Origin of the sequence: Devosia sp., assembly GCF_041917035.1 — a bacterium.
In the GTDB taxonomy this organism is placed as follows: Bacteria; Pseudomonadota; Alphaproteobacteria; order Rhizobiales; family Devosiaceae; genus Devosia_A.
Genome location: NZ_JAYRYM010000036.1, coordinates 1 through 22,830, shown reverse-complemented (window position 1 = coordinate 22,830; position 22,830 = coordinate 1). Strand labels below are relative to the sequence as shown.

Annotated in this window: 24 protein-coding genes; 9 read left to right on the top strand and 15 right to left on the bottom strand. The window is 68.1% G+C overall.

What is annotated here, in order from left to right; genetic code table 11:
• Positions 1-632 (bottom strand): IclR family transcriptional regulator (locus ACE3TU_RS06340; protein ID WP_374621701.1); only part of this gene is annotated, 632 nt, incomplete at its 3' end.
• Between the two features lie 229 nt (positions 633-861).
• On the opposite strand from ACE3TU_RS06340, the gene ACE3TU_RS06335 reads away from it, so the two are divergent.
• The 7 genes from ACE3TU_RS06335 (at position 862) to ACE3TU_RS06305 (ending at position 8,723) form a co-directional block, all read left to right on the top strand.
• Positions 862-2,136 (top strand): ABC transporter substrate-binding protein, encoded by a 1,275-nt coding sequence (locus ACE3TU_RS06335; RefSeq protein ID WP_374621698.1) that lies wholly within the window; start codon positions 862-864, stop codon positions 2,134-2,136.
• Between the two features lie 74 nt (positions 2,137-2,210).
• Positions 2,211-3,092 carry a carbohydrate ABC transporter permease gene (locus ACE3TU_RS06330; RefSeq protein ID WP_374621695.1) on the top strand — a complete coding sequence of 294 codons (882 nt, stop codon included), beginning with the start codon at positions 2,211-2,213 and terminating at the stop codon, positions 3,090-3,092.
• Positions 3,085-3,948 (top strand): carbohydrate ABC transporter permease, encoded by an 864-nt coding sequence (locus ACE3TU_RS06325; RefSeq protein ID WP_374621692.1) that lies wholly within the window; start codon positions 3,085-3,087, stop codon positions 3,946-3,948. Before ACE3TU_RS06330 ends, ACE3TU_RS06325 begins: the two co-directional genes overlap by 8 nt.
• Before the next feature lie 10 nt (positions 3,949-3,958).
• Positions 3,959-5,035 (top strand): ABC transporter ATP-binding protein, encoded by a 1,077-nt coding sequence (locus tag ACE3TU_RS06320; RefSeq protein WP_374621689.1) that lies wholly within the window; start codon positions 3,959-3,961, stop codon positions 5,033-5,035.
• Between the two features lie 102 nt (positions 5,036-5,137).
• Positions 5,138-6,313 carry a lycopene beta-cyclase CrtY gene (gene crtY / locus ACE3TU_RS06315; protein ID WP_374621686.1) on the top strand — a complete coding sequence of 392 codons (1,176 nt, stop codon included), beginning with the start codon at positions 5,138-5,140 and terminating at the stop codon, positions 6,311-6,313.
• The gene (locus tag ACE3TU_RS06310) at positions 6,310-7,797 is read left to right on the top strand and encodes a phytoene desaturase (protein WP_374621683.1); all 1,488 of its coding nucleotides are present in this window, start codon (positions 6,310-6,312) and stop codon (positions 7,795-7,797) included. The genes crtY and ACE3TU_RS06310 overlap by 4 nt, the downstream gene beginning before the upstream one ends.
• Positions 7,794-8,723 carry a phytoene/squalene synthase family protein gene (locus ACE3TU_RS06305; RefSeq protein ID WP_374621680.1) on the top strand — a complete coding sequence of 310 codons (930 nt, stop codon included), beginning with the start codon at positions 7,794-7,796 and terminating at the stop codon, positions 8,721-8,723. Before ACE3TU_RS06310 ends, ACE3TU_RS06305 begins: the two co-directional genes overlap by 4 nt.
• A 4-nt stretch (positions 8,724-8,727) precedes the next feature.
• On the opposite strand, the gene ACE3TU_RS06300 is transcribed toward ACE3TU_RS06305, so the two are convergent.
• The 4 genes from ACE3TU_RS06300 to ACE3TU_RS06285 are packed head-to-tail and all read right to left on the bottom strand — an operon-like array spanning position 8,728 to position 12,565.
• Positions 8,728-9,489, bottom strand: a complete 762-nt coding sequence (locus tag ACE3TU_RS06300; protein WP_374621677.1) for a fatty acid desaturase — start codon at positions 9,487-9,489, stop codon at positions 8,728-8,730.
• 12 nt (positions 9,490-9,501) lie between these two features.
• Positions 9,502-10,707 carry an ABC transporter permease gene (locus tag ACE3TU_RS06295; protein ID WP_374621674.1) on the bottom strand — a complete coding sequence of 402 codons (1,206 nt, stop codon included), beginning with the start codon at positions 10,705-10,707 and terminating at the stop codon, positions 9,502-9,504.
• Entirely contained in the window at positions 10,704-11,657 is a 954-nt protein-coding gene (locus tag ACE3TU_RS06290) for an ABC transporter ATP-binding protein (protein ID WP_374621671.1), read from the bottom strand. Before ACE3TU_RS06290 ends, ACE3TU_RS06295 begins: the two co-directional genes overlap by 4 nt.
• Positions 11,654-12,565 carry a polyprenyl synthetase family protein gene (locus ACE3TU_RS06285; protein WP_374621668.1) on the bottom strand — a complete coding sequence of 304 codons (912 nt, stop codon included), beginning with the start codon at positions 12,563-12,565 and terminating at the stop codon, positions 11,654-11,656. The genes ACE3TU_RS06290 and ACE3TU_RS06285 overlap by 4 nt, the downstream gene beginning before the upstream one ends.
• 89 nt (positions 12,566-12,654) lie before the next feature.
• On the opposite strand from ACE3TU_RS06285, the gene fni reads away from it, so the two are divergent.
• Complete coding sequence (gene fni, locus ACE3TU_RS06280; RefSeq protein WP_374621666.1) at positions 12,655-13,680, top strand: type 2 isopentenyl-diphosphate Delta-isomerase; 1,026 nt, start codon at positions 12,655-12,657, stop codon at positions 13,678-13,680.
• Positions 13,677-14,384, top strand: coding sequence for a hypothetical protein (locus ACE3TU_RS06275; RefSeq protein ID WP_374621663.1), 708 nt, complete (start codon positions 13,677-13,679; stop codon positions 14,382-14,384). The genes fni and ACE3TU_RS06275 overlap by 4 nt, the downstream gene beginning before the upstream one ends.
• 10 nt (positions 14,385-14,394) lie before the next feature.
• On the opposite strand, the gene ACE3TU_RS06270 is transcribed toward ACE3TU_RS06275, so the two are convergent.
• From ACE3TU_RS06270 to ACE3TU_RS06225, 10 genes are all read right to left on the bottom strand, one after another.
• Positions 14,395-15,186 (bottom strand): IclR family transcriptional regulator, encoded by a 792-nt coding sequence (locus ACE3TU_RS06270; RefSeq protein ID WP_374621660.1) that lies wholly within the window; start codon positions 15,184-15,186, stop codon positions 14,395-14,397.
• A 105-nt stretch (positions 15,187-15,291) separates the two neighbouring features.
• A complete protein-coding gene (locus ACE3TU_RS06265) occupies positions 15,292-16,119 on the bottom strand; it encodes an amidohydrolase (protein WP_374621704.1) in 828 nt (275 codons plus the stop codon).
• Between the two features lie 36 nt (positions 16,120-16,155).
• Entirely contained in the window at positions 16,156-17,349 is a 1,194-nt protein-coding gene (locus tag ACE3TU_RS06260; RefSeq protein ID WP_374621658.1) for a UxaA family hydrolase, read from the bottom strand.
• Positions 17,346-17,669 (bottom strand): UxaA family hydrolase, encoded by a 324-nt coding sequence (locus ACE3TU_RS06255; protein ID WP_374621655.1) that lies wholly within the window; start codon positions 17,667-17,669, stop codon positions 17,346-17,348. The genes ACE3TU_RS06260 and ACE3TU_RS06255 overlap by 4 nt, the downstream gene beginning before the upstream one ends.
• The gene (locus tag ACE3TU_RS06250; protein ID WP_374621652.1) at positions 17,666-18,784 is read right to left on the bottom strand and encodes an enolase C-terminal domain-like protein; all 1,119 of its coding nucleotides are present in this window, start codon (positions 18,782-18,784) and stop codon (positions 17,666-17,668) included. The genes ACE3TU_RS06255 and ACE3TU_RS06250 overlap by 4 nt, the downstream gene beginning before the upstream one ends.
• 3 nt (positions 18,785-18,787) lie before the next feature.
• Positions 18,788-19,438: an RraA family protein gene (locus tag ACE3TU_RS06245; RefSeq protein ID WP_374621649.1), complete on the bottom strand. Its 651-nt coding sequence runs from the start codon at positions 19,436-19,438 to the stop codon at positions 18,788-18,790.
• Positions 19,431-19,760 carry an L-rhamnose mutarotase gene (locus ACE3TU_RS06240; RefSeq protein ID WP_374621646.1) on the bottom strand — a complete coding sequence of 110 codons (330 nt, stop codon included), beginning with the start codon at positions 19,758-19,760 and terminating at the stop codon, positions 19,431-19,433. Before ACE3TU_RS06240 ends, ACE3TU_RS06245 begins: the two co-directional genes overlap by 8 nt.
• A gap of 2 nt (positions 19,761-19,762) precedes the next feature.
• Positions 19,763-20,872 (bottom strand): ABC transporter ATP-binding protein, encoded by a 1,110-nt coding sequence (locus ACE3TU_RS06235; protein WP_374621643.1) that lies wholly within the window; start codon positions 20,870-20,872, stop codon positions 19,763-19,765.
• A gap of 3 nt (positions 20,873-20,875) precedes the next feature.
• Positions 20,876-21,745, bottom strand: coding sequence for a carbohydrate ABC transporter permease (locus ACE3TU_RS06230; RefSeq protein WP_374621640.1), 870 nt, complete (start codon positions 21,743-21,745; stop codon positions 20,876-20,878).
• Positions 21,742-22,644 carry a carbohydrate ABC transporter permease gene (locus ACE3TU_RS06225; protein WP_374621637.1) on the bottom strand — a complete coding sequence of 301 codons (903 nt, stop codon included), beginning with the start codon at positions 22,642-22,644 and terminating at the stop codon, positions 21,742-21,744. Before ACE3TU_RS06225 ends, ACE3TU_RS06230 begins: the two co-directional genes overlap by 4 nt.
• Positions 22,645-22,830 lie beyond the last annotated feature (186 nt).

Here is a 22,830-nt window from a genome sequence, read left to right as displayed (position 1 = left end):
CCGATGGCGGCGATCATGTCGCCCGGGGCGGCGTAGACTGGCACGGCGGCGCAGCGGATGCCCGGCGAGAACTCCTCGTCGTCCTGGGCGTAGCCGCGGCGGCGCGTCGCTTCGATCTCGGAGTCGAGCGCCTGGGCCTTGGTGATCGTCTTGGGCGTGAAGGCTTCGAGCACGCCGGCGTCGCGGGCCTCGCCAAAGGCGAGGAAGGCCTTGCCGAGCGCGGTGCAGTGCAGGGGTGCCAGCGAGCCGATCGGGTGGTCGACCTTGAGCGGCAGCGGCGAGGCGATCTTGTCGACATACCAGACCCGCGTCCCCACCAGCACGGCCAGGTGCGCGCACTCGCCGGTGATGTCGACCAGATCGACCAGCGTCTGGTGCAGGCCCTCGCGGCAGGCGATGATCTCCTCGAGATCGTGGCCGCGCCGCGGTTGCACCTTGGCGCTGGCGCGGTAGCGGCGGTTGTCGGTCTGCTCGGCATAGCCGGCCGCAACCAGGGTGCGCAGCAGGTGCGAGGCATTGGACTTGTCCACCTCGAGGTGCGCGGCGATGTCGGTCAGCCGCACCGGCTCGGGCTGTCCGACGAGGAAGTCGAGGGTTTCGAGGCCCCGGTTGAGCGATTGCAGCAGGCGCATATCTCGCATTCTCCAACTTGCGACTGCTCGCGAGTTTAATACTGGACAACCTATCGTGCAACATAGCGCAAACGAGTGACGCCAAAGGCCGATCCGGAGTCAAATACGTCAGAAAATGGTCGTATGCGCAACACTTTTCGTTGACAACGATGATCCAGCCCGTGGATAGTGCAGGTCAGAGTTGCCTTTGTTGAACATAAGGCAACTTGCACTTCAAGGGAGGAAAGTAATGCTTCGAACCAAAGTGGCCGGTCTCGTACTGGCTTCGGCCCTGGCGGCGAGCACCGCCTTCTCGGCCGCTCTGCCCGCCTATGCCGACGGCGAGGTCAGCATCAGCCACTATTTCACCGGCGAGCTGGGCCGGGTCGGGCTTGAGGAGATCTTCAAGCAGTTCACCGCCGAAACCGGGGTGTCGGTCGTCGACAGCCCGATCGGTCACGAGGACTTCAAGACCGGCATCCTGGTCCGCGCCGCCGGCAACAGCCTGCCGGACGTGTTCAGCTACTGGGCCGGCGCCCGCACGCAGTTCGTGGTCGATGCCGGCAACCTGCACTCGATCGCCGCCATGTGGGATGCCAACGGTCTCGGCGACGTCGTCGCCAAGTCGATCGCGGATGGCGCCACGCTCTACAATGGCGACCGGTACCTGGTGCCGTTCGGCTATCACTACGCCGGCATGTTCTACAACAAGAAGGTCATGGCCGATGCCGGCATCACCGACCTGCCCAAGACCTGGGAAGAGTTCGTCGCGCTGTGCGACACGCTCAAGGCCAAGGGCGTGACGCCGATTGCGCTCGGCTCGAAGAACCGCTGGCCGGCACAGTTCTGGTTCGACTACCTGGTGCTGCGCACCGCGGGTCCGGAATACCGGGCGGCGCTGATGGCGGGCACGGCCTCGTACACCGACGACCAGGTCAAGCTCGCCATGCAGAAGTGGAAGGAGCTGGTCGACGCCGGCTACTTCGCGCCCAACGCCAATGCCGACGACTGGACCGATGCGGCCGACAAGGTCGCCCGCGGCGATGCCGCGATGACGCTGATGGGCACCTGGATCACCGGCTACTGGAACGGCATCGAGCTCAAGCCGGGCGAGGACTACGACTTCTTCGAGTTCCCCAAGATGGCCGATGGCGTCGCCAACGCCGCCGTGGGGCCGGTCGACGGCCTCGTGATCTCCGGCAACGCGCCCAACATGGCCAATGCCGAAAAGCTCCTCACCTTCCTCGTCAGCAACCCCGAGGTGCAGGCCAAGTGGGCCGGCATCCAGGGCGCGCTCTCGGCGAACGTGAAGGTCGATCCGGCCAACTACACCTCGGTCATGCAGCACGCGCTCGCGACCATCAGCAACGCCGAGGCCTTCGCCTTCAACTACGACCTCGCGACGCCGCCGCCGGTGGCCGAGGTCGGCCTGTCGATGTTCGCCCGCTTCATGGACGACCCGGCGAGCTACGAGACCATCCTCACCGAGACTCAGGCGGCTGCGGCCGACGCGTTCAAGCAGTAAGCTCTCCCTGATCGAGGCCGGGCGGGACCCAGGGGTTCCGCCCGGCCCCTTGGATGTTGGTGAAGGATCGCGGCTTGGAACAGCGGACACTCATGTGGCGGATCGTGCTCCTGGCGCTGCCGGTGGCCGTCTTCGGACTGTTCGTCATCTGGCCGCTGGTCAGCTCGTTCTACTACAGCTTCACCAACTGGAACGGCTTCGGGGCCCAGTACGACTTCGTCGGCTTCGACAACTTCGCGCGGATCGTCTCCGACCGGCTGTTCTTCAATGCCATCGCCAACACGCTGATCTGGATGGTCTCGGCCATCATCCTGCCCTCGGGGCTGGGACTGGCGCTGGCGCTGCTGATCGACTCGCGCGTGCCGGGCGGATCGATCTTCAAGACCATCTTCTATCTGCCGATCTGCCTGTCCGCGGTGATCGTCGGCCAGATCTGGATCTGGATCTACCAGCCGGACTGGGGGCTGCTGAACACGCTGGTCGGGGTCGCCACGGGCACGCAGTCCAATTTCGCCTGGCTCGCCAAGCCGGCAACGGCGATCTACTCGGTGATCGTCGCCTGGAGCTGGCAGCAGACGGGCCTCGCCATGGTGATCTTCCTCGCCGGTCTCACCGCGGTGCCCGCCGACCTCATCGAGGTCAGCGAACTCGAGGGGGCGACGCGGCTGCAGCGGATCTGGCACGTGGTGCTGCCGCTGCTCCGGCCGGCGACCGTGGTGGTCATCGCACTGAGCGTCATCAACTCGCTCAAGGGCTTCGATATCCTCTACATCATGACCGGCGGCGGTCCGTTCAACAGTTCCGACACGCTCGCCATGCATATGTACAACGAGTCCTTCAAGAAATACCTGATGGGCTACGGCGCCGCGATTTCGGTCGTGCTGTTCCTCATCGCCATCACCATCATCTTTTTCTATTTCCGCCAGCTCAGGAAGGTGGACGAGATCTATGACTGACGCCGCGCGATATCCGGTGGGCGGCGGACGGCAGTTCGATCCGTGGAAAGGGGCGACCTTCGCGGTGCTGGTCATTCTGGCGCTGGCCTTCCTCGCGCCGACCGTGGGGGTGCTGCTCTCGTCGGTGAAGTCGACCCGCGACATCGCGCTCGGGAACCTGTGGTCGTGGCCGAACGGGCTCTATCTCGACAACTACCTCGAGGTGCTGAGCAACCCGGCCGTCCACACCTACATGGTCAATACGCTCCTCGTGACCGTGCCGGCGACGTTCGGCTCGATCGTGCTCGGCATTCTTGCCGGCTACGTCTTCGCCAAGCTGCCGTTCCGCGGCAGCAACCTTCTGTTCCTCGTGCTCGTCTCGGGCATGTTCTTTCCACCGCAGGTGATCCTGATCCCGCTGTTCCGGCTGTTCAACGGCATGGGGCTGATCGACACGCTGTGGCCGGTGATCATCGTCCATATCGCGCTCGGCATTCCGATCTGCACGCTGATCATGCGCAACTTCTTTGCCACCGTTCCGTCTGCGTTGCGCGAGGCGGCGATCCTCGAGGGCGCCAACGAGTGGCAGGTGCTGACGCGGGTGGCGCTGCCGATCAGCCTGCCGGCCCTCGCCGTGCTGGTGACGCTGCAGTTCACCTGGATCTGGAACGATTTCCTCTGGCCGCTGATCTTCACCCAGTCCGACGACAAGCGCACGATCATGCTCGGCATGGTCTCGCTCAAGGGCCAGTACAGCGTCGCCTGGGGCGTGCAGGGCGCGCTGTCGCTGATCGCCACGCTCCCCACCCTCATCGTGTTTCTGTTCTTCCAGCGCTACTTCATCAAAGGGATGACGATGGGCGCGGTCAAAGGCTGACGGGCAAACAATGACCGACCTTTCCTTCAAAGCCGTTCGCAAGTCCTTCGGGTCGCTCGAGATCGTCAAGGGCGTCGATCTCGACGTCCGCTCCGGCGAGTTCGTCGTCTTCGTCGGCCCGTCCGGGTGCGGCAAGTCCACGCTGCTGCGCATGGTGGCCGGCCTCGAGAGCGTGTCCTCGGGTCGCATCATCATCGGTGGCGAGGATGTCACCGACACGCCCCCGGCGCAGCGGGGCGTCGCCATGGTGTTCCAGTCCTATGCGCTGTTCCCGCACATGAGCGTTGCCGAGAACATCAGCTTCGGCATGCGCCTCAAGCACCAGCCGCGCGACCTGATCGAGCGGCGAGTGAGGGAGGTGGCCGAGATCCTGCAGATCACGCACCTGCTCGACCGTCGGCCCAAGCAGCTCTCGGGCGGGCAGCGGCAGCGCGTCGCCATCGGTCGTGCCATCATCCGCAACCCCAAGGTCTTCCTGTTCGACGAGCCGCTCTCCAACCTCGATGCGGCGCTCAGGGTGCAGATGCGCATCGAGATCGCCCGCTTGCACGCCGATCTGGGCGCCACCATGGTCTACGTGACGCACGATCAGGTCGAGGCGATGACGCTCGCCGACCGGATCGTCGTGCTGAACGCCGGCAGCATCGAGCAGGTCGGCACCCCGATGGAGCTCTACGAGCGTCCGGCTAACCTGTTCGTCGCCCGCTTCATCGGTTCGCCCGCCATGAACCTGTTCCCGACCCGAGTCGGCGCGGATGGCAGCCTCGTCTTGGCGCAGAACGGGCGCCCGCTCGGGCTGCGCGTCGACGGGGCTGAGGGCAAGGTCACCCTCGGGGTGCGGGCGGAGCACCTCGCCCTCGCCGCCGAGGGATCGCTGTTCGAGGCGCGGGTGGTGGCGGTGGAGCGGCTGGGCAGCGAGAACATCGCCTATCTGGGCCTCGAGGGCAGCGAGGATCCGATCTCGGTGTCGCTGCCGCCGGCGACGCTTCCGCAGGTGGGGGAGACCGTTCCGGTGCGCCTAAAGGACGAACTCGTGCATGCCTTCGACGCGGGCGGCTCCCGGCTCGACACAATGCCGCACGGCTGAGGCGCGCCGCCGTGCCTGATCCAACCCGGCCGTCCCGGCGTACCTGACTTGTGCACCCGGCAGCCCTGCCGGCGTTCGACTGCGCTTGGGGACGACGTGGAGATGGCCAGCCCATCATCGCTGCTGCTGGTGGGGGCGGGGCTCGCGAGCGGGCTGATCGCGCTGCGGCTCGCGCGGCTGCCCGAGCCGCCGGCGATCGACATCGTCGAGGGCTCCGACCGCCCGTTCGGCGAACACACCTGGTCGTTCCATGCCGCCGACGTCTCGGCCGACGATCTCGACTGGCTGGCGGGCGCGGTGGCGCACAGCTGGAGCGGGCAGGCGGTTCGGTTTCCGGCCTTCGAGCGGAAGCTCTCGTCGCCCTATGCCTCGATCAGTTCGGCGACGATGGCGGAAGCGGTGGGGCGTCTGGGCAATGTACGCCTCCACCTCGGCGCCCGTGTCGAACAGCCGGGGCCGGATCGGGTCACGCTGGGCGATGGCCAGACGCTTGCGGCCGGCTGTGTCGTCGATGCCCGCGGCTTTGCACCCAGTCCGGCACTGGTGCTCGGGTTTCAGAAGTTCGTCGGCCTCGAGGTCGAATGCTCTCGGCCGCATGGGGTCGACCTGCCGCAGATCATGGATGCGACGGTCGACCAGCTCGACGGCTACCGCTTCGTCTACCTGCTGCCCTTCTCGCCCACCCGGCTGCTGATCGAGGATACCCGCTACGCCGATGGCGGGGCGCTCGACCCCGCGGCGCTCAGACGCGACATCCATGCCTATGCCGCTCAGCGCGGCTGGAGCGTGGGCGCGGTGCTGCGCGAGGAGGCCGGCGTCCTGCCGATCAGTCTCGCCCATGATGCCGAAGCGTTCTGGGCCGGGCGGCCGGAAGACGTGCCGCAGGTCGGCATGCGGGCGGCGCTGTTTCATCCGACCACCGGCTACAGCCTGCCCGATGCGGTGCGGGTCGCCAACCTGATCGCCGCCCACTGGCCGATCGCCAGCGCGCCGCTCGCCCGCATCCTGCGTCGGCACGCCGTGCGGCAGGTGTCGCGCCAGCGCTTCTACCGCCTGCTCAACCGCATGCTGTTCCGGGCCGCCGCGCCGGCCGAGCGGGTGCGCGTGCTGCAGCGCTTCTACCGCCTGCCACGGCCGCTGATCGAGCGCTTCTACGCCGGCGAGACGAGCTTCGCCGATGCCTGCCGCATCCTGGTCGGCAAGCCGCCCGTGCGCATTTCGAAGGCCCTGGGATGCCTGTTCGAGACCCAGGTGCGCCGATCCATGGAGACGACATGACGAACCGATCCGCCGCCGTCATCGGAGCCGGGTTTGGCGGGCTGGCCCTCGCCATCAGGCTGCAGAGCGCTGGCATCAGCACCACCGTGTTCGAGAAGCGCGACAAGCCCGGCGGCCGGGCCTATGTCTACAACGACGCGGGCTTCACCTTCGATGCCGGCCCCACGGTGATCACCGATCCGGCCTGCCTCGAGGCGCTGTGGCGCCTGAGCGGGCGGCGGCTCGCCGACTATGTGACGCTGCTGCCGGTCAGCCCGTTCTACCAGTTGTGCTGGGAGGACGGCTTCCGCTTCGACTATGTCAACGACCAGGCCGAGATCGATCGCCAGATCCGCGCCAAGTCCCCCGCCGACGTCGAAGGCTACCGCCGCTTCCTCGCCTATTCGGAGGAACTCTTCCACGAGGGCTACGAAAAGCTCGGCGCCGTGCCGTTCCTCAGTTTCTCCTCGATGATCAAGGCGGCGCCGCACCTGGTGCGACTTGAGGCTTATCGCAGCGTCTACTCCAAGGTGTCGCAGTTCATCGCCGACGAGCAGCTCCGGCAGGCCTTCAGCTTCCACACCCTGCTGGTCGGCGGCAATCCGTTCTCGACCTCCTCGATCTACGCCCTGATCCATGCGCTCGAACGGCGCGGCGGGGTGTGGTTCGCCAAGGGCGGCACCGGGGCACTGATTGCCGGCATGGTCAGGCTGCTCGAGGACCTGGGTGGCCGCATCGAACTCAATGCTCCGATCGACCGGATCGAGGTCGAGGGCGGCAGGGCGCGGGCACTGCATCTTCCCGGCGGCCGGCGCGAGGCGTTCGACATGGTCGCCAGCAATGCCGATGTGGTGCACACCTACAAGCACATGCTGCGCGGTACGCCGCGCGGCGAAGCGCGGGGCAAGGCGCTGACGGCCAGCCGCTTCTCGATGTCGCTCTTCGTCATCTATTTCGGCCTCAAGCGGCAGCACCCCGAGCTCAAGCACCACATGGTGCTGTTCGGGCCGCGCTATCGCGGCCTGATCGACGACATCTTCCGCTCGAACCGGCTGGCCGACGATTTCTCGCTCTACCTGCACGCCCCGAGCGTCACCGACGACTCGCTCGCCCCGCCCGGACACAGCGCCTACTACGTGCTGTCGCCGGTACCGCACCTCGGCACGGCGCCGCTCGACTGGTCCGTCGAGGGGCCGCGCTACCGCGACCGCATCCTCAGGTATCTCAATGATCGCTACATCCCCGGCCTGCTCGACGATCTGGTCACCGTGCGGCACTTCACTCCGTTCGACTTCCGCGACGAGCTGAACGCCCATCTCGGTTCCGCCTTCTCGGTCGAGCCGATCCTCACCCAGAGCGCTTGGTTCCGTCCGCACAACCGCGACGACGAGATCGACAATCTCTACATCGTCGGGGCGGGCACGCACCCGGGCGCCGGCATTCCCGGTGTCGTCGGCTCGGCGGAAGCGACGGCCGGGCTGATGATCGCGGACGCAGGCAAATGAGCGACAGCGTCGTCGCGGCCAGCGAAGTCGTGATCCGGCAGGGCTCGAAGAGCTTTGCCGCAGCCGCCCGCCTGTTCGACCGCGAGACGCGCGACGACTGCGTGATGCTGTATGCCTGGTGCCGGCATTGCGACGACGTGATCGACGGGCAGACGCTGGGGCACGAGCAGCAGGCGGATTTCCGCACCGGACAGCGGCAGCGCCTGCAGCAGCTGATTGCCGAGACGGATCGTGCCCTGGCCGAGGGCCATGCGGCCGATCCGACCTTCATGGCCCTTGCCCGCGTGGCGCGTCGGGCGCAGATCCCGTCGCGCCATCCGCGCGAACTGCTTGCGGGCTTTGCCATGGATGTCGAGGCGCGCCGCTACCGCACCCTGGGCGACGTGCTCGACTACAGCTATCACGTGGCCGGCGTCGTCGGAGTGATGATGGCGATGATCATGGGGGCGCGCGACGAGGCCGTGCTCGATCGCGCCTCCGATCTGGGCATCGCCTTCCAGCTCACCAATATCGCCCGCGATATCGTCGACGACGCGCGGGCGGGGCGGGTCTATGTGCCCGAGGAGGTGCTCGTTCCGCTGGGGCTTTCGACCATCGATCCCGAGGATCGCAGGCAATGGCCGGCGCTGCATGCCGCGGCCCTGCGTCTGCTCGATGCTGCCGAGCCCTACTACGCCTCGGCTGCCGCCGGCCTCGCGGCCTTGCCGTGGCGATCGGCCTGGGCCATCGCGGCGGCGCGCCGCGTCTACCGGGCGATCGGGCAGAAGCTGCGGTCCGCCGGCCCCGGCGCCTGGGAGCGGCGCGTCTCGACCAGCGGCGCGCAGAAGCTCGGATTCGTCGCCTTAGCGTTCCTCGATGCGCTCGCCAGCCGCTTTGCGAGCGGCGGCTCCACGCCGCGCCAGGGGCTCTATCAGCGGCCGCGATGAGCCGTCAGCGCTCCACCAGCAGTCCGGCCCGATAGCGCGGCAGCTTCCACCACGGGATCCACGGCTTGTCGTGGTGCTCGTGGTGGTAGCCGAAATGGAAGCAGGTGAGCAGCGACAGCAGCCAGCCGAAATCGTTGCTGCGCGTGTTGTGCCGGTCGGTGAAGGGCTGCGCCTCGATGCGGTGCGGCCGATAGGTGCCGAAGTAGAACAGCTGCACCGACGAGAGGATCGCCGGCAACGCCCAGAAGGCCAGCATGGTGGGAAAGCGTTCGCGCAGGATCAGCGCATAGACCGCGACGACCACGGTCAGCACGATCAGTTCTCGCCGCCCGAAATAGCGCCGGAAGAAGGTGCCGTACCAGGGCCAGAAGGTGCGCGGGAACTCGGCGTCGAAGTCGGGATCCTGCGGGGTGCCCGAATAGCGATGGTGCTTGTGGTGGCTCTCGTACAGCGCCTTGTACGAGAACCCGGCATAAAGGGCGACGCAGACGCGCCCGATCCACTCGTTGAGGGCCGGTTGCCGCGGCACCAGCGCACCGTGCATCGAATCGTGCGCTACGATGAACATCCCGACGAACAGCCAGGTCTGCAGCAGGATCACGAGGGGGATCCACGGCCAGGTCGCCGGCACGGTCCAGTCGACCATGAAGATGGCACCGACGTGCAGGACGAGCCACGAACCGACGATCAGTGCAGCGAGGGAAAGGCCGATCGCGGTATCCCGCGTGGTGAGGTTGGCGGCGGCCTTGGGGTTTGCGGTTGCCATCCGGTGTGTCTCCTAGAGCTTCAGCCGCCAGCGCGAGATCGCGAGGGCCGCCACGAATCCGGCGATGGCCAAGCCACCCAGCGGCAGCAGCGCTCCGGCGATCGCCTCGATCCCCTCCCCGCGCCACAGCGCGCCCTGATAGGCCTCGATCGCCCAGGCGTTGGGAGTATACCAGCCGATATCCTGCAGCCATGGCGGCATAAGGAAGCGCGGCACCATCGAGCCGCCGATGGCGGACGCGACAAGGACGACGAAGGTGGTGATTGTCTGCGCCTGCTGCTTGGTGGTGCAGGCCGAGGCGATGGCGAGGCCGAGCCCCGCCGCGGCGGCCGCCGCCAGCACCGTCGTTGCGGCCCAGGCCGGCAGCTGTGCCGCCAGCTCGACCCCGTAGACGAACACCGCAACCATGAAGATCAGCGCCACCTGGACGATGCCCTGCAGCGTCAGGAACAGGAACTTGCCGGCGACCACCACGTCGGTTCCAGCCGGCCCGACCGCCAGGCGGTCGACGATGCCGGAACTGCGCTCCTCGATCAGTGTCGCCGCGCCCTGCATGGCCGAGAACAGCAGGAACAGGATGGCCACGGCTCCGGCATAGTAGGTCACCGTCGCACCGGCCTCGCCGCCCCCGCCGATGGTCTCGGTCGAGACCAGTCCGCCGGTCGCGTCCGGTTCGGGCGGCGTGGCGGCAAGTTCGTCGAGTGCGGCTGCGAGGCGGGCCGATTGCTCGGGCGTGAAGGCGCCGACCAGCGCCTCGATCTGGGGCGCGGTGCGGGCGAGGCCGAGGTCGACGAGGCGGGTGGCGAGGATGCGCTGGACATGTCCGGCAACGATCGGTCCGGCCATCAGCTTGCCCGGGTCGACAAGGACCAGGATCGGCGAGCTGTCGGCGTCGCCCACGAGGTCGCCGCGCACCAAAAGCCCGGCATCGGCACTCCCGTCGGCGACCGCGGCCCGGACCTCGTCCACGCTCGCGGCGATGCCCGTGGCGATGCGCAGCGACGGCTCCGCGCGCAGCTCGGTCTCGAGGCGCACGGCGTTGTCCGAGGCGGCGGTGACGCCATAGGCGAGCTTCAGCCGCAGGCCGTCGCCGCTGGTTCCCGAAAAGATCGCGGCAAAGATCACGAAGATCGTCGGCGGCAGGATGAAGGCCATCGCCAGCGCGCCGCGGTCGCGCGCGAGGCCCAGCAGCATGACGCGGAACATGGCGAGGATCATGTGCCTGTTCCCCGGGCCGTGCCGTCTTGGGAGAGGCGCACGAACAGGGTGTCGAGCCCCGGCCGGCGCAGCCGCACCTCGCGGACGCGGATGCCGACCAGTTCCAGCCGCTGGGCCAGGTCGCCGGCGTGCTCGGCCCCGGTCTCGTCGAGGATGGACCAGGTCATGCCGGCATTGCTCGGCACGAAGCCGGCGCGCCCCAGCACGGCAGTCTGCGCCTCTGCGAGCGGGGCGCGCAGTTCGACGATCACCTCGCTGCTCTCGCCGAACTGCTCGTCGACCAGGTCGCGGGGCGTGCCCTGCGGGGCGATGACGCCATTGCGCAGGAAGCCGACCATGCTGCAGATGGTTTCGGCCTGGTCGAGGTCGTGGGTGGCCAGCAGCACCCCCATGCCGCCGGCGCTGAGCCCGACGATCACTGCCTGCAGGTCGTTGCGCGCATCGATGTCGACGCCCACGGTCGGCTCGTCGAGGATGAGCAGGCTCGGCCGGTGCAACACCGCGGCCGCGATGTTCACGCGGCGCTTCCAGCCGCCGGAAAGGACCTCGGTGCGCTCGTTCCAGCGCTCGCCCAGCCCGCCGATCTCGCGCACCCAGCCGAGTGCCGCGTCGGCCGCGCCGGCGTCGAGGCCGGAGAGCCGCGCGAAGGTCTCGAGATTCTCGCGGATGGTCAGGTGCCCGTAGAGCGCGATCTCCTGCGGCACGAGGCCGATCCGCCGCAGGGCGCTGCGATCGCGGTTGTCGCGGCCCGCCACCGTGACGCTGCCGGCGCCGGCGCGCACCCGGCCGCAAATGGTCCGGATCAGCGTGGTCTTGCCCGCGCCGTTGGGCCCGAGCAGCCCGTAGATGGTGCCGCCGTCGATCTCCAGATCGAGGCCGCGCAGCACCCTGCGGCTCTTGTAGTTGACCTCGAGACCGCTCACGCGGAGGGCGGGGGCGTCATCGGTCACGGCGTTTCCGTCTGCAACGGGCCGAAATAGCGCCCGATCAGGGTGCGGAACGGCTGCGGCTCGAGGCTGCTCTGGGCGAGGGCGCGCTCGGCATGCTCGAGATGCTCGCGGCAGCGTCGGCGCGCCACTTCGGTTCCGAGCAGGCTGACAATGGTGGTCTTGTCGCGGTCCTGGCCGACGTCTTTGCCGATCTGCGCCGCGGTGGCGGACACATCGAGTAGGTCGTCCGCGGTCTGGAAGGCCTGCCCCAGGTGGGTGGCGAAGGTGCGCACCGCCTCGGTCTGTGCCGGCCCCAGCCCGCGGATCGTCGCCCCCATCTGTGCGGCGGCGACGAACAACACGCCGGTCTTCAGCCAGTTGAGCCGCTCGATCGCCTCCGGGTCGGCGCCGTCGCCGCCGCGCAGGTCGAGTTCCTGGCCGGATACCAGCCCCTCCCAGCCGACTGCGCCGGAGAGCTGTTCGGCCAGTTGCGTCCGGATGCCCGGCGACAGGTCGTCGAGTTCGGCGATGACGCCGAAGGCGCGGTTGAGCAGGGCGATGGCCGCAAGGATCGCCGTCGCCTCGCCATAGACAACATGCGTCGTCGGCCGCTGCCGTCGCACCTTGGCATCGTCCATGCACGGCAGGTCGTCGAGGATCAGCGAGGCGGTGTGCACCATTTCGACGGCACAGCCGGCATCGAGCGCGGGCAGGTGCAGGTAGTCTTGTCCCGCCGCCACCAGGTGGACCATCATCGGCCGCACCCGCTTGCTCGGCGCGAGCAGGGCGTGGCGGATTGCCTCGCGCAGGTGCCGGGGGGTGCTTGGCCCCGAGTTCACCAGCACCTTGAGGCGGGACTCGAGGCTGCTCTTCAGCCGCGCGAGGCTCTCGGGGGGCGTGGCATCGTGGGCGGTGTTCGGATCGCTCACCCTTTGGCTCCGGGAAGGGACCGGGCAAAGTGAACCGAGGCGCACACCCGCTCGTAGTCTGCATCGGACGGATTGGGAGAGAGCATCCCGTGCTGAAGGACCGAAAGTCGCAACACCTCGACATCGTGCTCGCCGGCGAGGCCCAGGCGATGGCCGGTGCGACTGGTTTCGACAACATACGCTTCGAGCACAATGCCCTCCCTGAACTGCACCTCGACGAGATCAGGCTGGATACGCAGTTCCTCGGAAAGCGGATCAACGCGCCGCTGCTCGTCAGTTCGATGACCGGCGGCCCGGAACGGGCGAGCGCCATCAACCGCAATCTCGCCATCGCCTGCGAGCAGCTGGGCATTGCCCTTGCTGTCGGCTCGCAGCGTATCGCCATCGAGGGGCAGGGCAGTTCCGGGCTCGGCTCCGAGCTGCGCCGGCTGGCGCCGTCGGTGCCGCTCCTGGCCAATTTCGGTGCCGCCCAGCTCAATCGCGGCTTCGGCATCGAGGAGGCGCGGCGGGCGGTGGGGATGATCGAGGCCGACGCGCTGATCATCCACCTCAACCCCCTGCAGGAGGCCGTGCAGTCGGAGGGTGACCGCGACTGGCGCGGGCTGCTCGGCAAGATCGGCGCACTGGCGCAGGCGCTCGACGTCCCGCTGGTCGTTAAGGAGGTGGGCGCCGGCCTGTCGGCAACGGTCGCACGCCGCCTGTGCGACGCCGGAGTGAGCCTCATCGATGTCGCCGGCGCCGGCGGCACCAGCTGGGCGGCGGTCGAGGCGGCGCGCGCCGCAACGCCACGCCAGGCCGCGGTGGCGCGGGCCTTCGCCGATTGGGGTATCCCGACCGCCAGCGCCATCGTCGGGGTACGGTCGGCGTGCCCGGAGGCGACGGTGATCGGCTCGGGCGGCATCCGCAGCGGTATCGACGTGGCCAAGGCCATTCGCCTCGGTGCCGATGTGGTCGGCCAGGCGGCCGGCGTGCTGGAGGCCGCCGTCGACTCGCCGGACGCCGTGGTTGCCCATTTCTCGACCGTGATCGACCAGTTGCGGATCGCCTGCTTCTGCACCGGCTCGGCCGATCTGGCTGCGCTGCGGCGGGCGCCGCTGCTCACGAGGGCCGGATGATGGAGGCCGCCGCGCAACACGCGCCGTCCGCGCCGCAGGCCGCCTTCGCCCCCTGGCGGCTGATCGGCGCAAGCCTGCACTGGGCCGACCCGACACCGGCCCCGCGTTCGGCCGATGGGCTCTACCGCCAGATCTGCGGCCGCGATCCGCAGGTCAGCCTGCGTGGCAGGCTGCCGACCTTCTCGCTGCCCTGCCGCGAACTGGCCCGCGGCATGGGCGCGGGCCTCAGCATCGAGGTCTCGGTGCAGGGGCATGACTATGCCAGCAGCGTCGTCCTCGCCGAGGGTGAGGAACCCGGTCCGCTGCTTGAGGCCCTGCAGCGCGCCATCGATGCCACCGACGGCATCGACGGCGCCGGTGCCTGGCGGACGCTGACCCTCGACTGCCGTGCGACGGGTCTGCCCGCCGCCGATGCGACCGGCCTGTTCTGCGCCATCTCGGGCGTTTCGGGCAGTGCGGCGACCGCCTTCGCCGCGCAGAGCTATCGGCGCTGTACGGAGTTCGCTGGCGAGGCCGTTCGACTGGCGGCCGAGATGGAGGTCTCGCTGATCGCCCGACGACCGGCGGCGGACCACCTGCTGGCGGTCGAACTGGCGCTCACGGCCAATCGCGATGTCCCGCACGATCCGCTGGCCAGCTGGGAGAATCTGCTCGACCACGGCCTCGGAGAGTTGCAGCAGCTTGGCATCGAGCTGCAGCGGTAGGTCGGAACGATCAGCCAGCGCCTGATGCCGCGGTCGGGCCGGCCGTGCCGCCGATGGCGCGGGAGAGGTCGGCGGCGGCCCTGACGAGGATCTGCCGGCACTCGTCGATCGGCACGCTGCCGAAATGGCGATCGACATAGGGGATGGTCATGGCGGCGGCGATGCCGGTATGCGACATGATCGGGGCACTGATATTGGTGACGCCCTTGACCACATAGGAGCGCATCTGCTCGTAGCCGCGCCGGCGGATGCCGCCCAGTTCCCGGCGCAGCCGCGTCGGCAGCAGTCCGTCCGGATGCGGATGCTCGGCCAGAAAGGCCTCGAACTGTTCCTCAGGCAGGTTGGCCAGCAGCACCCGCCCCGAGGACGTCTTCCACGCCGGGATGCGGGCGCCGAGGCGGACGCGCATGATATTGTAGCCGGGATTGTCGACCTGGCCGATGACGATGATGCTCTCGTCCGAAAGCACCGCCAGGTGGACGGACTCGTCGGTGGTGTTGGCGAGATCGGCCATGATCGGGGCGGCGGCGACGGTGAGGCGGGCGATCACCGGTGTCCGGTTGGCCATCTCGAACAGTTTGGTGGTGAGGTAGTAGCGGTCCCCGGCCGGATCTAGCGCTACGAGGCCGCGGCGCTGCAGCACCACCAGCATGCGGTAGATCTCGCCCACCGAGCGGTCCAGCGTGCGGGCGATGTCGATCTGCGTCAGGCCGTGATCCTGCGAGGACAGCACGTCGATGATGTCGAGGCCCTTCTCGAGCGCCGGCGCGGTGTATTTCTGCTCGTCCTGCATGGCATCCATTTCTTCACCTCCGGCCGACCACGACGGATGCCAATCGCGCCGGGGCGATGCAAGGCCGTTGCGCGCGGTGTCGGTACGGATGCGCGGAAATCGGGACCTCCGCAGCTAGACGCCGTAGATCCGCCGTGCATTGCCGCCGGCGATGGCCTGCCGCTCGTCGGGCGCCAGCCCCGCCAGCAAGTCCCCGGTGATGCCGATCCACTCGCGGAGGCCAGAGCCGAGATTGACCACCGGCCAGTCGCCGCCCCAGACGATGCGGGAGGGGCCGAAGCGGTCGAGCACGTGATCGACCCAGCGGCGCAGCGTCGCGGTCGTCGCCGTGCCCGGCGCGCAATAGGCGGTGATGCCGGAGAGCTTGACGCTGACATGGGGCAGGGCGGCCAGCGCGTCGATTCCGGCGGCCCAGGCCTCGAAGGCGTCGCCGGCGATATCGGGCACGCCGCAATGGTCGAGCACCAGTTGCTGATCGCCGCAGGCGCGCGCCAGCTCGGCGGCGATCGGCAACTGCCGGGCGAGGACGCAGACGTCGAAGGCGAGGCCGGCGGCGCCGATCCGTCGCAGGTTGGCGCGGAACTGGCTCGAGCGGGAGAGTTCGTCGGGCATCACGTGCAGGATGCGCCGGAAGCCGACCACCTTGAGCCCGCCGCACTCGTCCAGCCAGGCTTCGAGGCCGGTCTCCTCCTCTGGGCGGCACGAGGCGATCTGGCCGAGCAGCCCGTCGGTGCCCACCAGTCCGGCGATGAAGCGCGCCTCCTTCTGGTAGTCGGCGTCGTCGACGCCCGCTTCCATGAAGATCGTTCCGGCGACGCCGGCTCCCTCGGTCAGTCGGCGGTAGTCGGCGAGGGTGAAGTCCCCGCTGGCCAGCGCGGGGATGCCACTGGTCCAGCCATAGCCGAAGCGGTCGCGGTAGATGAGGTGCTGGTGGGTGTCGATGAGGTCCAGGATACTTCTCCTTCAGCGGGGGCGAGGCTAGGCCGGCAGGCAGGCCGGGCCGATCGGCTCGAAGCTCTTGTAGGTCAGGATGAATTCGGCGTGGCCGAGCGCTTCCGACTTGGTCTCGGCTCCGGCGGCAACGTCGAGCACCAGCCGGTAGATCTCCTCGCCGACCTCGTCGAGCGAGGCGGTCCCGGTGATGATGCGGCCGGCATTGACATCCATGTCCTCGGCCAGCCGCTCGTACATGTGCGGATTGGCGGCGATCTTGATGACCGGCGCGAGGGCCGAACCGACCACCGAGCCGCGCCCGGTGACGAACAGCGACAGGTGGGCGCCCGAGGCCATCATCTCGACGATCTCGGCATTGTCCGAGATGTTGGGAAAGCCGAAGCGCACCTCGCCGTCGGGCACTACGTCCATCAGGTAGAGCCCGCCGCGCGGCGGTCGGTCGCCCGGCTTGATCAGGCCGGCGATCTGCGAGGCGCCGGACTTGGCATAGGCGCCAAGCGATTTCTCCTCGATGGTGGTGAGGCCGCCGTCGGCATTGCCGGCGGCGAAGCTGCCATAGCCGAGCGTGGCGTAGTAGCGGGCCGCCTTGCCCACCGCGGCGCGCAACTCGTCGCCCAGTTCCGGCGTCCTGGCGCGGGCGGCCATGATCTCCTCGCAGCCAATCAGTTCCCCGGTCTCCTCGAAGATGCAGGCGGCACCGGCCTCGACCAGCCGGTCGAAGGCGCGGCCGGCGGCCGGGTTGCCGGAGAGCCCGCTGGTGCCGTCCGAACCGCCGCAGACGGTGCCGACGACCAGTTCTGAGACATCCATCGGCACCCGCGGCATCTCGGCGAGGGCGGCGACCTGCGCCTCGACCCAGGCCTGGCCGTCGCGGATGGTCGCCCGCGTGCCGCCGTCGCGCTGGATGACCAGCGCCCTGACCGGCCGGCCGCTGTCGCGGATCACCTTCTCGAGGGCGTAGCGGTTGAAGCTCTCGCAGCCGAGCGAGACCAGCAGTACCGCCCCGACATTGGGGTGCGTGCACAGCCGCTCCATCATCTGCTGCGCATAGGCATTGGGAAAGCAGCCGGGAAAGCCGATGACATGGGCCCGATCGCGCTGCGGCCAGGCAATCTCGCGCGCCACGTGGTGGGCGCACTCGACCAGGTAGGCGACGGCAACGACGTTGCGGATGCCTTTGCGTCCGTCGGCGCGCAGATAGCCGGTCAGTTCGCTCATTGCTGCTCTCCTTCCGCGTCGGCACGAGCCGCCTCCAGCGAGTGCGTGGCGGTGTAGTTGCTCTTCAGGTTGTGCAGGTGGACGTGCTCGCCGATGCCGATGTCGCGCGTCGCGGTGCCGATGGGGGCGCCGTATTTCAGGACCAGCGCGCCGGCCGGGATCGTCCGGCGGGCAAGCTTGTGCCCCATGATGACGCGGGCCGTCAGCGTGACTGGGGTCCCCGAGACGGCGACGGTCTCGCCGGCCTCGATGGTCGCCCGGGCGACCAGGACATTGTCGGCATCGCTGAGCAGCAGCAGGCGGGTGTCGGTCGTGGTCATGGCTGGAGAACCGCGATGGTGTCGTTGTCGATGAGGTCCCAGTCGAGGCCGATGCCGAGGCCGGGGCCCTCGGGCATGGTGGCGATGCCGTCGGCGATCGGCAGCGGCGCCAGAAGGCCGAAATCGAAGGGCGCGCGCGGCCAGAGCAGTTCGAGGTAGCTCGAATTGGCGATGGCGCCGTTGAGGTGGAGGTTCACCAGTTCGAGCGGGGCGAGGATGGTGGTGTGCAGCTCGCACTTCATATGGAAGGCTTCGGCCAGCCGGGCCGTCTTCAGCGTGCCGGTGATGCCGCCGCTCCAGGACGGGTCGGCACGCACCGCGTCGACAACGCGCGAGGCTATGCACTCGGCGACCGAGTAGGGATGCCTGGGCAGTACCTCGGTGCCCACCACCGGAATGTCGAGTACCCGGCTCAGTTCGCGCAGCGCACCGAAGGCCTCGTCGGGCAGCGGCTCCTCGAGCCAGGCAAAGCCGAGCTCCTCGAGCACCCGCCCGAGCCGCACCGCTTCCTCGAGGGAATAGGGCGCGACCGGGTCGGACATCAGGGTGAAGTCCGGCCCGACCGCGGCCCGGACTGCGCGGTGAATGGCGATGTCGACCTCGAGCGACCGGCCGGGCGGATGGATCTTATAGGCCTTCATGCCCGCCGCCTGCACCTGAAGCGCTTCTGCGGCATAGGCCTCGGCGTCGGCGAGGACGAGCGAGGAGGCATAGACCGGCACCCGGTCGCGGGCGCCGCCGATGAAGCGCCAGAGCGGCTGTCCGGCGGCTTCCGCGGCGAGGATCCACAGGCAGCAGTCGAGCGGCCCGTAGCTGTAGATGGGGAGGTGATGCCACCAGCGGTCCGCCGTGCGCCAGTCCTGCCAGGCCTTCTCGCGGTCGAGGGCGTTGCGGCCGACGAAGAACGGGCGCAGCGAGGCGGCGGCCTGATGCGCCGCACCGAGGGCGGAGCGGCCGGCAAAGCCGAACATCGACGCCGAACGTCCGTCCTCGGTGCGCAGCGTGTGCACCAGGTACTCGAGCCCGTCCTGGCTCTGCCCGTCGCGCATCGCCGCCCCGGCAATGGTCGAGCCCGAATGGCGGCAGGCGCGGATTTCGAGTTCGGCGATGCGCATTGGCTAGAATTTCCCGTAGGTCAGGTAGGCTTGCTGCGGATCCATGCCCTCGATGATGGCGCGCCGCACCTTGCTCTCGGTGGTCATCGCGGCGACGCCCTTGTCGATCACCTCGTCCAGCACCGCTGCTGGGATCACCACCATGCCGTCGCGGTCGCCGTGTACCCAGTCGCCCGGATTGACCCGCACGTCGTCGATCATGATCGGCTGACCGACGGATGTGGGCAGCCACAGCCCGACCACGTCGCGCGGCGTGTGGAAGGTGCCCCAGCAGGCAAAGCCGAGCCGGAGGATGAAGTTGGTGTCGCGCAGGGCGCCATCGGTGACGACGCCGAGCACGCCCTTGCGGTGCAGCGTTTCGGCGGACAGCTCACCCATCTGCGCCACGAGCTGGTTGTGCGGCTGGGCGACCCAGACATGGCCGGAGGGACACTTGGAGAGCAGGCCCGTCCATTCGAGCAGCGTCTTGTGGGCGTCCGCGGTCTCGTCGATGCAGCCCTCGATGGTGAAGGCCGGGCCGGTGAGGACGCCGGCGGGGTCGAGTGGTCGGAGGCGCGGCGGCAGCGTGAAGTTGCGCAGGCCCATGCCGCGCATCACGTCGTGCAGCACCGAGGTGTAGCAGTCGCGCAGCGCCGCGAGACGTTGTTCAGTCATGGTGGAACACCTCCTCCATCATCGCCCACCATTCGCCGTCCTTGCGATCGGGCAGCGGCTCCTGGCAGGGCATGCAGACGGCCCACCAGTCCTGCGTGCGCGGATCGGCGGCCATGCGGGCGGCATCGGCGGCGAAGTCGGCGCCGCGATACTCCCAGTAGCCGAACAGCAGGTTTTCCGGCTCCTTGAGGTAGATCGAATAGTTGGTGATGTTGCACTCGCTGATCTTTGCGAGGATCTCGGGCCAGACGGCGGCGTGCAGCCGCTTGTATTCGGCGACCTTTTCGGGTTTGAGCCCGATCACCATGCCCATGCGCTGCATGACTAGTTTCCCCCGGGTTGACGCGCCCGCACCGAGAGCCCGGTGCGGGTATCGAACAGATGGGCGCGGTCGAGCGCGAGGCGGAAGTTCAGCCGCTCACCCGGCGTGACGATGCGCGGGCCGTAGAGCTTGGCCAGCACCTCCTGGCCGGCGGCGCGGGTGTAGAGCAGGCTCTCCATGCCCAGAGGCTCGGCCAGTTCCACGGTCAGCTCGATCTCGGCGCCGGGACCGTCCTGGCTCAGCCCGTGGCCGACCGGGCTGATATCGTCGGGCCGGATACCGAGCGTCAGTTCCTCGCCATCGGCGACGAAGGGCTTCAGCCGGTCCGGAACCGGCACCTCGGTGCCGTCGGCGAGGCGGACCGCATCTCCGTCTATCCGCGCCGGCAGCAGGTTCATCGGCGGCGAGCCGATGAAGGTCGCAACGAAGGTGGTGCGGGGATGGTTGAACACCTCCATCGGCGTGCCGACCTGCTCGATGTGGCCGTCGCGCATCACCACGATGCGGTCGGCCAGCGTCATTGCCTCGACCTGGTCGTGGGTGACGTAGACCACGGTCGTCCGCACCTTCTGGTGCAGCTTCTTGATCTCGGCCCGCATCTGGCCGCGCAGCTTGGCGTCGAGGTTGCTCAGCGGCTCGTCGAACAGGAACGCGTCGGGGTTGCGCACGATCGCCCGTCCCATGGCGACGCGCTGGCGCTGCCCGCCCGAGAGTTCGGCCGGCGTCCGCTCGAGCAGCGGCGTGAGGCCGAGGATCTCCGCCGCCTCGTTGACCCGTTCGGCGATCCGCTCCGGCGTCTCGCCGGCGATCTTCAGTCCGAATCCGAGGTTCTCGCGCACGTTCATGTGCGGATAGAGCGCGTAGTTCTGGAACACCATCGAGATGTTGCGCTTGCGCGGCGGCAGGTCGTTCACCACCCGGTCGCCGATGCGGATCAGGCCGCCTGTGATGTCCTCGAGGCCGGCGATCATGCGTAGCGTGGTCGACTTGCCGCAGCCCGACGGCCCGACCAGGACGACGAATTCCTCATGCGCGATCCTGAGGTCGATGCCGTGCACGACGCCGACGGAGCCGTACTTCTTGACGACCTTTTCCAGAGCGATTTCCGCCATGGGCTATCCTTTCACGCCGCCGAAGGTGAGCCCGGCGATCAGATGTTTCTGGACGAGGAAGGTAAGGATGAGCGCCGGGATGATGATGATCACCGCCATGGCGCACATGCCCGCCCAGTCGATGGTGAACTGCGCCGTGAAATCGAGCAGGCCGACTGGCAGGGTCTTGGAATCGGTGGAGCGGGTCAGCTGGCTGGCGAGCGCGTACTCGTTCCACGAGGTGAGGAAGGCGAAGACGCCGGCCGCGGCGATGCCGGAGCGGGCCAGCGGGAACTCGATCTTCCAGAACGCCTGCCAGGCCGTGCAGCCGTCCACCTGCGCCGCCTCCGACAGCGACATCGGGATCTGGCGGAAGAAGCCGTCGATCAGCCAGATGGTGAAGGGCACGTTGAGGCTGACATAGACGATGATCAGCCCGAGCTGGGTGTCGATCAGGCCCATCCAGCTCCACAGCATGAACACCGGCAGCGACAGCGCGATGCCTGGCACGGCGCGGAACAGCATCAGCCCCAGGAAGATGCCGGCCTTGCCGCGGAAGCGGAAGCGGGCGAAGGCGTAGCCGCCGGCCATGCCGATCAGCAGCGCGATCGCCGTCGAGGTCAGGGCGATGACCAGAGAGTTGGTGAAGTAGGAGACGACCGGGATGGCGATCTGGTCGGAGCCGAAGCCGAAGATCTTGGCGAAGTTGTCGAGCGTCAGCCGCTCGGGCACCCAGATCGGCGGCTTCGAGAGGATCTCCGCGTTCGGCCGGAACGCCGACAGGATCACCCACAGGCCCGGCACGCACATCACCATCATCAGCAGGAAGGTGAGCGCGGTCAGGGCGAAGCGCTTGGCGGCCTTGGAGGCCCGGCTTTCGACGGCGTCGCTCATTCCAGCCCTCCCATGTAGCGGCGGGAGGCCACCAGCTTTCGGTAGAAGTACCAGGTGAACAGGATCGACAGGATGGTCGAGAAATAGGCCATGGCGTTGGCCATGCCCATGCGCGAGTTCTCGTAGCCGGTGCGCGCGATGAGGGTCCAGAGCAGTTCGGTGCGTCCCGCCGGGCCGCCGGCGGTCATCACCTTGACGATGTCGTAGGCGCGCGCCACGTCGAGCGAGCGGATCGCCATGGCGATGTAGGCGAAGGGCATCAGGAAGGGCAGGGTGATGTGCCGGAAGGTCTGCCAGGGATTGCAGCCATCGACGCGCGCCGCCTCTATCGGGTCGCGCGGCATGGCGAACAGGCCGGCCAGCAGCAGGATGGCGAAGACCGAGGTGCTCATCCACACCTCGGCGAAGGTGATGGAAAAGAAGGCGAGGAAGCCGTCGACCAGCCAGGGCACGGCGAAGCCGGTCAGCCCCAGCGACTGCAGGGCATTGTTCACCACCCCGATATTGTCGTTGAACAGGAACTTGAACTGGAAGCCGACGAGGATGGGGGAGAACATCATGGGGAACATCATGATGGTGCGCAGCGTGCGCTGCCCCCAGGTGATCTGGTTGATCAGCAGCGCGATGCCGAGGCCGAGCAGGAACTCGATGTTCAGCGCCACGGTCAGGAACAGCACGGTGCGCCCGAACGGGATCCAGAACTCGGGGTCGGTGAGGATGCGCTGGTAGTTGCGGAAGCCGACGAAGTCGTTGATCGTCTCGGGCTTGATCAGCCGGTAGCCGGTGAAGCTCGTATAGAGCGAGAAGCCGAGCGGGATCACCACCACGAAGGCCATGATGGCGAGGGCTGGCATGAGCAGCAGGTAGGGTGTGGCGCGTTCGCGTCGCCTGAACAGCATGAAGGGTGATCCGGCCGGCTTCTCGGGGGGCACGGGAGGGGCGGCGGGCCGCCCCTCCGTCGGTGGCGTCGACTACTTGATGTAGCCGGCGTCCTCCATGATCACCTTGGCCTTGGCGGCGGCATCGTCGAGCGCGGCCTGCGGGTCCATCTCGCCCAGGATACCCTTCTGCAGGTTCGGCCAGAT